Consider the following 12,590-nt stretch of genomic DNA (forward strand, 5'->3'; position numbering starts at 1 on the left):
TTTTTTTCACAACCGATATGGTTCGCGCGGCGGTGGATCTTTATGCCGATCTGGCACGCACGGGCGCAGGGGATGTTGCTAGCCATGCCGCGCTCGAAGCCAGGATTGCGCTGGCCGAGGGTAATCGTGCAGCGGCCCGCGCCGCGATCCGCCGCGCGATCTTCCTCGAAAGCCAGAAGGCCTTGCCGCAGAACCTGCCGCAATATGGCTTGCTGCTCGCCGATGCCGAGCCCGAGCGCGCGGGCGAGCATGTCATCGCCGCCTATCGCGCGCTCGAACGGGTGCGCGCGGTGCTCATGCCCGTCGATCCGCTGACCGAGGAAAGCCGGTTCGACCTGCTCGTCCGCCCGGTGTTCGAACGCGCGATCGGTACCATGCTCGCGGTGGCGGGCAGCGATACCGGCACGCTCGATCAGGCGCAGCGCATCGCCGAGGCCTATCGCAGCGCCGAACTGCAGAACAGCCTGGGTGCGGAATGCGTACCGCTGCGCAATCCGGTCACGCCGGCGGACCTGAAGCCGGGCGAGGTCTTGCTCTATCCGCTGCTGCTCGAGGACCGGATCGAGCTGCTCTATGCGACGGGCGACGACAAGACCAAGGGCTATCGGCGCATGCCGCCCGACCGCAGCCGCAGCCGCGCGAGCATCGCCGCGCTGGCACAGCGCATGACCGCCTCGCTGAGCGGTGCGAGCAGCGACTGGGAAGCAGCTTCGCGCGAACTTCACGACGCGCTGATCGCACCGATCGCGCCGCTGCTGGGGCCGGACGCGATGCTGATCATCGTGCCCGACGGCCCCTTGCGCCAGATCAGCTTTGCTGCGCTGATGGATGCGCAGGGCACTTATCTGATGGAGCAGGCGCGGCTCGCGGTGGTGCCCGCGCTCAGCTTTGCCGCGCCGGGCACGCCCGATACCGAGCCCGCGATCATCGCGGCTTCGCTGGAGAAGGAGCTCGACCTGCCCGTGGGACGCTTCACCCGGCTGGAGGGCACAGCGTCCGAAGCGGCGATGGCGGCGGGGCAGGACGGCGTGCTGCTCACCGATTTCGACCGCAGCGATCTGGCGGCGGCGCTGGCAAAGCGCCCCGCCAGCGTGCTGCATTTGGCGACGCATGCCGCGTTCAACGGGCGCACCGAACGCTCGTTCATTGTCGCCAATGGCGAGGCGATCAGCCTGCCCGAATTGCGCGCGATGCTGAGCACGAACCGGTTGCGCGGCCAGCAGCTGCAATTGCTCGTGCTCAGCGCGTGCGAGACCGCGGTGGGCGACGACGATCAGGCGATGGGGCTCGCGGGCGCGGCGGTCGAGGCGGGAGCGGCGAGCGCGCTCGCCTCGCTCTGGGAGGTCAGCGATGCGGGCACTGCGGCGCTGATGGAGGCGTTCTACCGGTATTATCGCGCGGGGGAGGGCCGGGCGCGCGCGTTGCAGCTGGCGCAGATCGAACTGGCACGCGGCGGCGACGGGCAATGGACCGATCCCGGGATCTGGAGCGCGTTCACGTTGGTGGGGAGCTGGCGATGAGAGGTCTGCTGTCCGGATGCGCCGCTCTGGCCCTGGCAAGCATGCCGGCGTTCGCACAGGATGCCGGCGCGCCGCCCACCACGATCACGCCCGATACCCTGCCTCAGCTCAGCACGGGAACGACCGCCACGACCGAGGGCGCGGTCACTACCATCGGCGGCGGGGTGCGCGCGGGCGACAACCTGTTCCACAGCTTTTCGCGCTTCAACCTGGGCCCCGGCGACATCGCGCGCTGGACCGCGACCGACGCGCTGACCATCCGCAACGTGATCAATCGCGTCACCGGCGGCGAGCGCTCGTTCATCGCGGGCACGATCGATGCCAGTGCGTTTGCGGGTGCGGACTTCTACTTCATCAATCCTGCGGGCATCGTCTTCGGCGATGGCGCGAGCGTCGATGTCGGCGGCACCGCGCATTTCTCGACCGCGCACCAGCTGGGCTTTGCCGATGGCACGATGCTGGTCTCGGGTACGGCATCGGGGTCGAGCTTCAGCATGGCCGATCCTGTGCGCTTCGGCTTTCTAGGCAGCAACGCCCCGATAGACTTTCTTGCGACTGCGGTTCTGGGCGATGAGGTGGCGCGCGGAGTCGGTGCCGGGCGCATCGCGCTATCCGCAAGCGACATCGTGATGGAGGGCAGCAGCCTGTTCGCCTCGCAGGCTAATTTGCGCGCGGTCGGGCAGGGTCGGGGCACGCTCGGCATCGCCGCATCGCCCGATCAGGGACTGCGCGGCGGGCGGATCGCGCTCGATGACAGCCGCATCCTGCTGCAGGACGATGGCCGCATCGATCTGGTGGCAGGCACGATCCAGCTCGATACCTTCAGCGAGATCGGTGTGACCGCCAGCGCGGGCGCGCTCCCATCGATCAACCTGCGCGCCGATCTGGCCGATATTGCCAGCGGCGAATTGCGCGTCAGCGGCATCGAGGGGCTGGCCGAGCGCAGCGGCGATATCCGCGTGCGCGCCGGTCAGATTGTCGTGCGGCAAGCGGGTGCCATCCGCACCGAGAGCCGGCTGGCAGGCGGCGGCGGCACGATATTCCTCGAAGGCGACCGGATCGAGATCGACGGAGGCACCGTCACCGCGACCGGCCTGTCCGCGCCCGGGCGCTCGGTCGGCGATATCCAGGTGCGCGGCGGGCTGTTACGGCTGACCCATACGGGGCTGCTTTCCACCACGCTGTTCCAGGCGCGCGACGAGGCGATGCCCACGGGCACCACGGGCAATATACTGATCGATGTCGACCGGCTCGAAATGGCGAGCCAGGGGCTGATCCTTGCCTCGAGCTCGTCGAGCACGGCGTCCGGACCGGGCAGCATCACCATCCGCGCGAACAGCATGGCGGTCCAGATCGGCCTGATCTCGACCAGCACCGATAGCGCGACCGCCGCCGGGCAGATCGACATCATCGTGAGCGGCCTGCTGGAACTGAGCGGTATCGGCGGTGTCCAGTCGATCAGTCAGGGCCTGGGCGATGCGGGCGCCATCGCGATCCGTGCCGGCAGTCTGCGGATGATCAACAACGGGTTCGGCGGACCCAGCATTTCGTCCGAAACCGAACTGCCGCGCGCGCAGGAGTTCACGCGGCTCGCCGATTATACCGGCAATGCCGGGCGGATCCTGATCCAGACCGACAGTCTGGAGATGGACGGGATCACGTCGATCACCACCTCGAGCTCGAGCCTCGGAAATGCCGGGGATATCGTGATTTCGGCGGGGCGGATCGCGATGTCGGGCGAGGCGGAAATCAGCTCTGCGGCGCGCAAGCTGCTGGTGCCGCCCAGCAACGAGGATTTCGAGGCCGATCCCGATCTGGTGCCGAGCCTGAGAGTCGTGCCCGGCCCCGGCCGCGCGGGAAGGGTCCTGATCGCGGCCACCGGTACCCTGACCATGAACGGCGGGACGATCTCCACCGCGACCGAGGGCTTTGGTGCAGCGGGTGAGGTGACCGTGGTCGCCGACCGCATCGTGATGGGGCAGGGCAGCCAGATCAGCTCCAGCGCGGGCAATCTCGCGCCGGGTCAGGCGGGCACGGTGGCACTGATCGCGCGGCAGATGGCGCTGAGCGAAGGCGCGGAGGTGACCACCAGCTCGGCCAACGCGACGACGGCAGGCGGCATCGCGCTGGCGGCAGAGGAAGAGCTGCTCATCACTGGCGCGGGCAGCCGCATCGCCAGCACCAACACGGCCGCAGGTGGCGGCGCGGCGGGCAATATCGTCATCGGCGCGCCGCGCATCGCATTGGGGCCGGGCGGCACGATCACCACCAGTTCGCTGACCGGCGCTGCCGGGCAGATCGATCTGCTGCTGCCCGAAACCGGGCTGCTCAGGCTCGCAGGCGGTGCCATGCCCGCAGCTATCGCCACCTCTTCGGGCCCCGGTACCGGCGGGCGCATCACCATCAGCCGCCCCTATGCGCTGATTGGCGACGGCGCGCGGATCGAGGCCTTGGGGCAGCAGCGCGGCGCGAACGTGCAGCTGGCCACCGATTTCTTCATCCGCTCGGCCGACAACAGCAACCTGCTGCTGGTCGATGGCGATCTGGTCGTCGACAGCCAGGTCGGCAATGTCAGCAGCGGCATCGATACGCCCGATATCAGCTTTGGCGATGCCGCAGGTGTGCTCGCGGGGCAATGCCGCGCGGCGCGCAGCAGCGGGTCGGTGAGCCGCCTTGCCATCGATCAGGTCGGCCCGCTCGCGCTCGATGCGCTGGACGGGGCACCTTCGGGAGCCTGCCGTTGAGCCTGATCCTCGCGCTGCTGCTGCAGGGCGCAGCACCCGCTTGCGCGCCCGCGCCCGATGCGGCGGCGAGCGGCATCGTCACCTATTGCGCGGTCGAGGTGCACGCCGAGCCGGACATCGCCGCCATTGCGACGGCGGACAGCACCGGGCTCGATTTCGGCGGCTTTGTCGTCCGCTATCGCCAGGGCGAGCGGCTCGATGGCGAGTGGGTGCGGCAGCAGGCGATCGCCAACGGGCTGGTCGGCGCTCCGGTGCCGCTCGACCGGATCGCGGCGGCGGTGCAGCAGATCAGCCTTGCCTATGTCCGCAACGGCTATGTCAATTCGGGCGTGCTGATCGACCCGACGAGCGACCCGGCGGGCGGATCGCCGCTGGTGCTGCGGCTGGTGACGGGCAGGCTGACCGGCGACGCGGCGACGGTCGAGTGGCAGGACGGGCATCGGCGCGGGCTGAGCGAGGCCTATGTGCTGCGCCGCATGCCCTCGGCACGCGCAATCCCGCTCAACGGCCTCGCGATCGAGCGCGATTTCCGTGCGCTGGCCGCCGATGACGCCATCGCCACGGTCAAGGCCGATCTTCAACCTGGCACCCGCCCCGGCGAGGCGCGGCTCGCGGCGCGGCCTGGCAGAATATTCGGCGCTACGGCTCAGCGCGGAATGGACACGGCGCAGTTCGGGCACAGTGTGGATCGCGCAGTTGCGCTTCACCCAAGGCATCGAGGGAAGCCGATCAGACATCATCGGAATCGCCGCGCCTTCGCCGCGTTTCCGCAGCTTTTCGGGCCAGATCAGCCATGCGCGGCGGCTGGGCGGCCAGGGCTGGGAGCTGCGCGCGAGGCTCGCAGGGCAATATGGCACCGGGGTGCTCTATGCGGGCGAGCGTTTCGTCGCGGGTGGCAGCGCGACCGTGCGCGGCTATCGCGAAAGCCTGGTGCTCGCCGATCGCGGCGTGATCGGATCGGTCGAACTGGCCCGGCCGGTGACGATCGGATCGGGTGCGCTTGGCGCCCTGGGGCTGCGCTGGGGCAACTTTACCCCCTCAGTCTTCGCCGATGGCGCGGTGATGCGCAACGCGACGCGCGGCTTCCAACCTCAGCCGGGCGAGATTGCCAGCATCGGCGCATCGCTTAGCTGGACGCCCTCGCCCTCATTGTCGGCGCGGATCACTTATGGCGCGGCGCTGGTCGAAGCACCGATCACCGGCAGCCGCGACGTGCAGGATGACGGGCTTTCGTTCGCGCTTTCGTGGAACCACCGGTTCTGACCGTGCAGCCGCTTGACCTTGGCCCGCGCGGCATTACCACACGCGGCCATGAAGTTCTTCTCCGACAATGCCGCCGCCGTCCACCCGCGCGTGATGGACGCCATCGCCGCCGCCAACCGGCTCGATTCGCCTTATGATGGCGATGCGCTCAGCCAGGCGCTCGACGACCGGTTCAGCCAGCTGTTCGGCACGCGGGTCAGGGCACTGTGGGTGGCGACCGGCACCGCGGCCAATGCGCTCGCGCTCTCGGCCCTGTGCCCGCCGCACAAGGGCGTGATCTGCCACAAGATGGCGCATATCGAGCAGGACGAATGCGGCGCGCCGGGTTTCTTCATGCACGGCGCGAAGCTGATCCTGGCCGATGGCGAAGGCGCGAAGCTGAGCGCGGAAGAGGTGACGCGCGTCGCTGGGCAGATCCGCGACGATGTCCACCAGGTCCAGCCCGCCGCCGTCTCGATCACCAATGCCAGCGAATACGGCCTGACCTATACGCCGAAAGAGGTCGCCGCGATCGGTGAGGTCTGCAAGGCGCGCGGGCTCAAGCTGCACATGGACGGCGCGCGCTTCGCCAATGCCATCGCTTCGACCGGCGCGCACCCGGCCGATATCACCTGGCGCGCAGGCGTCGACATGCTGAGCTTCGGCTGCGTCAAGAACGGCGGCATGAACGCCGAGGCGATCATCGTGTTCGACAATTGCCTCGCGCGCGAACTGCCTTATTTGCGCAAGCGCGCCGGGCAGCTTCAATCCAAGGGGCGGTTCCTTGCTGCCCAGCTGCTGGCGATGCTCGAGGACGACCTGTGGCTCTCCAATGCCCGCGCCGCCAACGCGGGCGCGCAGGCGATCGCCGAGGCGGCGGGCGACCGGCTGCTCTATCCGGTTCAGGCGAACGAGGTCTTCGTCAAGCTCACTGCGATCGAGGCGGCATCGCTGCGCGCGCAGGGCTTCGAATTCTACGACTGGGGCGAGATGACCGCCGAAGGCGGCGAGGCGCGCTTCGTCACCGCCTGGGATCAGGACGCCGAGACCGTCGCCCCGCTCGCCGCCGCCATCGCCGCGCTCTGATGGCGAGCACCGCGCCTTCTCCTGCGTCGGACGCGCATGACGAACCCTCGATGCTGTCGGCGCGGGTGCTGGTGCCGTTCCTGCTCGTCTCGCTGATCTGGGGCTCGACCTGGCTGGTGATCAAGGACCAGATTTCGAGCGTTCCGCCGACCTGGTCGGTCAGCTATCGCTTTGCCGTGGCCGCTGCGGGCATGTTCGCGCTCGCCTGGTGGCGCAAGGCGCCGCTCCGGCTCGATCGCCAGCAGCAGATGATCGCGCTGGCGCTCGGGCTGTTCCAGTTCTCGGCCAATTTCAACTTCGTCTACCGGTCGGAGGCGTACATCACCTCGGGCCTGCTCGCGGTGCTGTTCGCGATGCTGATGGTGCCCAATGCGCTGTTTTCGCGCCTGTTTCTGGGCATGCGGATCGCGGGTGGGTTTATCCTGGGCACCGCCGTCGCGCTGGCCGGAATCGCGCTGCTGTTCGTGCAGGAATATCGCGCGATGCCCGCCGATCTGAACGACGTGATCAAGGGGCTCAGCCTGGCGATGTGCGCAATCCTGTGCGCCTCGATCGCCAATGTCATGCAATCGGCCGAGCGGGTGAAGGCGATGCCGATCCTGTCGCTGCTCGCCTGGGCGATGCTGTGGGGCGCGCTGGGCAATGCGGTGCTCGGCTGGGCGCTTTACGGCGCGCCGGTGTTCGAAAGCCGCCCGGCCTATCTGGCCGGGATCGTGTATCTCGGGCTGATGGGCTCGGTGGTGACCTTCCCGATGTATTTCGCGCTGATCCGCGATATCGGCGCGGCGCGCGCCGCCTATAGTAGCGTGCTCGTGCCGGTGGTGGCGATGGTGCTGTCGACCTTGTTCGAGGGATATCGCTGGAGCCTGCTCGCAGGCGCGGGTGCGGCGCTCGGCATGATCGGGCTGGTCATCGCGATGCGCGCGCGCAGCCCCCGGACTCCGCGGCTTTCGGGCTGATCGCTCCGAAGTGGAGGCGGTTTTTGTCCCGCACCGGTTGATTTGCCACGGTGATGCCGCGATCCTCGCGCGCGAGAACAGATATTCGGGAGCGGTGATGCGATTGAAATGGCTCGCTTTTGCGCTGGCGTGCGTGGCGCCTGTCGCCGCCGTCCAGGCCAGCGATGCGCCGACGAGGCTGTTTGTCGATGACCGGAGCACAACGGTCCAGGCTGCCGGAAAGCTCGAGGGCGCGGCGCGCGCTGATGCGCTGCGCCTCGCGCGCATTCCGTCCGCCACCTGGCTCGCTCATGGCACGCCCGAGATCGTCGAGGCGCAAGCGCGCGACGTCACCGAGCGTGCGGCGGCGAAGGGGCAGATGCCGGTGCTGGTCGCGTACAACATCCCCTATCGCGATTGCGCGCTCTATTCGGCGGGCGGCGCGGCGGATGGCGCGGCCTATCTCGCCTGGATCGCCGGCGTGGCGCGAGGGGTGGGGAACCGCCCCGCGATCATCGTGCTCGAACCCGATGGCCTGGGCGTGATCCCCTGGAACCGCAATCTGGCGGGCGATCTCGAAGGTTGCCGTCCCGAAGGACAGGACGAGGCGGCGGCGGCGCGTCGTTACGAGCAACTGCGCGGCGCGGTTGCGATCCTGGGCGCGCTGCCCAGGGCGCGCGTCTACCTCGACGGCACCGGCAGCAGCTGGCTCGCGCCCGGCGAGATCGCGAGCCGCCTGGTCCGCGCCGATGTCGGCAAGGGCGCGGGATTCTTCCTCAACGTCTCGAATTTCGAGAGCGATGCGCGCGTCGTGCCCTATGCGCGCTGGGTCAGCGATTGCATCGCGCTGGTGAGCCGGACCGGTCTCGACCCGCAGGCATGCCCCAGCCAGTTCTCCGCCGATCCGTTCGAGGCCCCCCGCAACCGGCAACGGATCGACGCGGCCTATGACCGGCTGTTTGCGGAAGCCGGCCTGAAGCGCGCACCCGAGGCGCAGGCACATGCGCTGATCGATACCAGCCGCAACGGCCAGGGCTCGTGGAAGCCGCCCGCCGGCCGCTATCGCGATGCGGAGGTCTGGTGCAATCCGCCTGGCCGGGGGCTGGGACGTCGCCCCACGCTGATCACCCGCGAAGCCTATGTCGATGGCTTTCTGTGGATCAAGGTACCCGGCGAATCGGACGGCGAGTGCCTGCGCGGCACCGCCGGCCCCATGGATCCCGAGCGCGGGGTGAAGGCCCCGGCAGCAGGCCAGTGGTTCGCAGACCAGGCGCGCGAGCTGATCGAGCTCGCCCAGCCGCCCCTGGAGCGCGAATAGCGGATCGGTCAGGCGGCCGGGGCGGCGGTGGAAGCGCGCACGAGCAGCTCGTGTGCATGGTCGCGGCGCTGCGGCAGCTCGGACACCGCCTTGCCGTCGAGCATGGCGATCAGCCGGTCGGCGGCATCCCAGGCCATTTGCGCGACCGGCTGGTTGACCGTGGTCAGCGGCGGCCACGCGGTGCGCGATACTTCGGAATTGTCGAAGCCTGCGACCGACAGGTCGTGCGGCACCGACAGGCCCATTTCCCTCGCCGCCGCGATCGCCGCAACCGCCATGTCGTCATTCTGCGCCAGGACCGCAGTCGGGCGTTTCGCGCCGGCCAGCAGCGTGCGCGCCACCTCATAGCCCACGGCATAGGTGAAATCGCCGGTGACGATCAGATCGTCGTCGATCGCGCCGCCCGCCTCGGCAAAAGCGCGGCGATAGCCTTCGAGACGGCCGATACTCGCGGCGTGCGAGGGATCGCCCAGGATGATGCCGATCCGGCGATGCCCGAGCGCGAGCAGATGCTGCGCCACCGCATGGCCCGCCGCGCTCTCGTCCATCGCCACCACCAGCCCGCGATCGAGATCGCTGTGCGGGGTGATCCGCGCATAGGGCAGCCGCTGGCGCTCGAGCATGTCGAGCAGCAGCGGCTGGTCGCTGGCGGGCGGCGCGAGCAGAACCCCGTCGAGCCCGGCGCGCAGCAGCAGCTTGCCCAGTTCCTCCGGGCGACTGGCGACATGCGCGAAGGGCAGCACCACCAGCCGGTAGCGGCCATCGTCGAGCCGGCTGAGCGCCCCGTTCTGCAGCTCGACGACATAGCTGGGGCTGGGCCGCTCATAGGTCAGCCCGATCAGGAACGAGCGGCGCGCGATCAGGCTCTGCGCCGCCAGATTGGGGTGATAATCGAGCGCTTCGGCGGCCTCCTTCACCTTCTGGCGCACGGCGGCGCTGACATGGGGAGCATCGTTGAGCGCACGCGAGACGGTCTTGGGCGTGACCCCGGCTACCCTTGCGATGTCGACGATCGTGGTTCGCTTTGAAATCGTCCCCTCCAGGCGGTTGGATGGCCCCCCGGAACTGGGGGAACCGCTGCGACCCAGCTTCTCTTAGCGCCTCTCTTGACTTGTGTCGATGGATAGCGGTAAACGTTGACCGAGAATCGGTAAACGTTGTCAGGCGGACCAGTCGCCGACAGGATGGGAGGGATGATGATCGTGCCGCGTGGGGCTGTTTCCGTGTTGCGTGCGGTGTCGCTTGCGGCGCTCGCCTGGCCCCTGGCGCTCGGGATCGCGCCGCTTTCCGCCGCAACCGACGGATCCGCCGCGGCCGCCACGGCCAGCGCCGAAGCGAATGCCGAGCTCTGGCCGCAGCGCGAATCGAAGCTGGCCCCCGATGCCGCGATCGAACGCCGGATCGATGCGCTGATCGCGGCGATGTCGGTCGAGCAGAAGGTCGGCCAGATCATCCAGGCCGATATCGCCAGCGTCACGCCCGACGATGTGTACCGCTATCATCTGGGTTCGGTGCTCAACGGCGGCAATTCGGACCCCGGCAACCGCTACAATGCGCCCGCGAAGGACTGGCTCGCCGCTGCTGATGCCTTCTACGCCGCGTCGATGAAGCCCAATGGCAAGCTGCCGCGCATCCCGATCATCTGGGGCAGCGACGCGGTGCACGGGCACAACAATGTCGTGGGCGCGACGTTGTTTCCGCACAATATCGGCCTGGGGGCCGCGCGGAACCCCGAGCTCGTCCGCAAAATCGGCGAGGCGACCGCGATCGAGATGCGCGTTACCGGGCTCGACTGGACGTTCGCGCCGACACTGGCGGTGGTGCGCGACGATCGCTGGGGCCGCACCTATGAGGGCTTTGGCGAAAGCCCCGAGATCGCCACCAGCTATGCCGCGCCGCTGATCGAGGGGCTGCAGGGCAAGGTCGGCGATAGCGACTGGCTGCGCGGGCCGCATATCATCGCCACCGCCAAGCATTTCCTGGGCGATGGCGGCACGCATGCCGGCAAGGACCAGGGCGATGCCCGGATGGCCGAGGCACCCCTGCGCGATCTGTTCAGCCCGCCCTATCTCCCCGCGCTCGACGCCGGGGTGCAATCGGTCATGGTCAGCTTCTCGAGCTGGAATGGCGTGAAGATGCACGGCAACCGCTCGCTGCTGACCGATGTGGTCAAGCAACGCTGGAATTTCGACGGCTTTCTGGTCGGCGACTGGAACGGCCATGGCCAGGTCGAGGGCTGCACCGCGACCGACTGTGCCGCGTCTGCCGTGGCGGGGCTCGACATGTACATGGCGCCCGACAGCTGGAAGGAACTCTACCGGACCACATTGGCGCACGCGAAGGACGGGACGCTGCCGATGGCGCGGCTCGACGATGCGGTGCGCCGCATCTTGCGCGTCAAGCTGCGCGCCGGCCTGTTCGAGGCGGGCAAGCCTTCGGCCTGTCTCTTAAACACATCCGACGCTGCTCGGCAGCGCCGAACATCGCGCGCTGGCGCGGCAGGCGGTGCGTGAATCGCTGGTGCTGCTCAAGAATGCCGGCAGCGTCCTGCCGCTCAAGCCCGGCGCGAGGATCCTGGTCGCGGGCGACGGCGCCGACAACCTCACCAAGCAGACCGGCGGCTGGACGCTGAGCTGGCAGGGCACGGGCACCAAGCGCAGCGATTTCCCCAACGCGCAATCGATCTGGGAGGGCATATCCGAACAGGTCGGGGCGGCCGGCGGCACCGCGATGCTCTCGCCCGATGGCAGCTTTGCGAGCAAGCCCGATGTGGCGATCGTGGTGTTCGGCGAGGAGCCCTATGCCGAGTTCCAGGGCGACAGGCCGGATGTCGGCTATGACGATGCCAAGGCGCTCGCCCTGCTGCGCAAGCTCAAGGCGGCGGGCATTCCCACCGTGTCGGTCTTTCTTTCGGGCCGCGCGATGTGGGTCAACCCGTTCCTCAATGCCTCGGATGCGTTCGTCGCGGCCTGGCTGCCGGGATCGGAAGGCGGCGGCGTGGCGGACATGCTGCTGGGCAAGGCCGATTTCCGCGGCAAGCTGCCCTATAGCTGGCCGAAAGCGAGCGACCAGACCGCGGTCAATATCGGCGATGCCGATTACGATCCGCTCTTTCCTTACGGCTTCGGCCTGACGCTCGCCGACAAGGGCGATCTTGCGCCGCTGCCCGAGGCGCGCGCGAGCGTCGCCGCGGCCGACCCCGGCGTGCTGTTTGCTGCGGGCAAGCCGGGCGCGGGGCGCAGGCTGCTGATCGGGCCGCCAGGTGCGCTCTCGACCAATCCCGGCCCCGACCTGATCGAGGCGCGGGCGGCAGACCGCATCGCGCAGGAGGACTCGGTGCGGCTGCGCTGGACCGGCGCAGGACCGGCGGTTGCCGCGATCGTGATGGGTGAGGCGGAGGACCTGTCGCGCCAGGCCAATGGCGAGCTCGCGCTCGAAATCGAACTCAGGGTCGATACCCCGCCCACGGCTGATGTCAGCCTGGTCATGGGGTGCGGCGCGCAGTGTGCTGGCGGCTTCCCGCTCGCCCCCATGCTCACTGCCGCCGCGAAGACCGGCAAATGGACCCGCATCGCGGTGCCGCTGAGCTGCTTTGCCAAGGCCGGGGTCGACATGACCCGGGTCGACACGCCGCTCAGCCTCGCGACCTCGGGCAAGCTCGAAATCGTCATGTCCTCGGCCCGGATCGTCTCGCCGACCGGACCCGTCATTCAATGCAAATAAGAACAGGATTAGGGAGGAA

General features: G+C 68.6%; 7 protein-coding genes and 2 pseudogenes. 8 read left to right on the forward strand and 1 reads right to left on the reverse strand.

Features of this window, described 5'->3' with window-relative positions:
- The 7 genes and pseudogenes from DM995_RS14620 to DM995_RS14650 form a co-directional block, all read left to right on the forward strand.
- Positions 1-1,520: CHAT domain-containing protein (locus DM995_RS14620; protein WP_232824412.1), on the forward strand; the 1,520-nt coding region annotated here is incomplete at its 5' end.
- 41 nt (positions 1,521-1,561) lie between these two features.
- The gene (locus DM995_RS14625) at positions 1,562-4,264 is read left to right on the forward strand and encodes a two-partner secretion domain-containing protein (RefSeq protein WP_232824413.1); all 2,703 of its coding nucleotides are present in this window, start codon (positions 1,562-1,564) and stop codon (positions 4,262-4,264) included.
- Positions 4,156-4,596: pseudogene (locus DM995_RS22915) on the forward strand (hypothetical protein); the annotation flags it as partial. The gene DM995_RS14625 and the pseudogene DM995_RS22915, both read left to right, overlap by 109 nt.
- A gap of 214 nt (positions 4,597-4,810) precedes the next feature.
- Positions 4,811-5,527, forward strand: coding sequence for a ShlB/FhaC/HecB family hemolysin secretion/activation protein (locus tag DM995_RS14635; protein ID WP_157973227.1), 717 nt, complete (start codon positions 4,811-4,813; stop codon positions 5,525-5,527).
- A 48-nt stretch (positions 5,528-5,575) separates the two neighbouring features.
- Entirely contained in the window at positions 5,576-6,592 is a 1,017-nt protein-coding gene (locus DM995_RS14640; RefSeq protein ID WP_116969888.1) for a threonine aldolase family protein, read from the forward strand.
- Positions 6,592-7,551 (forward strand): DMT family transporter, encoded by a 960-nt coding sequence (locus DM995_RS14645; RefSeq protein WP_116969889.1) that lies wholly within the window; start codon positions 6,592-6,594, stop codon positions 7,549-7,551. The genes DM995_RS14640 and DM995_RS14645 overlap by 1 nt, the downstream gene beginning before the upstream one ends.
- A 97-nt stretch (positions 7,552-7,648) precedes the next feature.
- The gene (locus tag DM995_RS14650) at positions 7,649-8,848 is read left to right on the forward strand and encodes a glycoside hydrolase family 6 protein (RefSeq protein WP_116970492.1); all 1,200 of its coding nucleotides are present in this window, start codon (positions 7,649-7,651) and stop codon (positions 8,846-8,848) included.
- Positions 8,849-8,856: 8 nt separating this feature from the next.
- On the opposite strand, the gene DM995_RS14655 is transcribed toward DM995_RS14650, so the two are convergent.
- Entirely contained in the window at positions 8,857-9,936 is a 1,080-nt protein-coding gene (locus DM995_RS14655) for a LacI family DNA-binding transcriptional regulator (protein ID WP_353653377.1), read from the reverse strand.
- A gap of 108 nt (positions 9,937-10,044) precedes the next feature.
- Between DM995_RS14655 and DM995_RS22920 the strand changes: the two are divergent.
- A pseudogene (locus tag DM995_RS22920) lies at positions 10,045-12,571 on the forward strand (glycoside hydrolase family 3 protein).
- Positions 12,572-12,590: the final 19 nt, after the last annotated feature.

The organism is Blastomonas sp. UPD001, assembly GCF_003426715.1.
Taxonomy (GTDB): Bacteria; Pseudomonadota; Alphaproteobacteria; order Sphingomonadales; family Sphingomonadaceae; genus Blastomonas.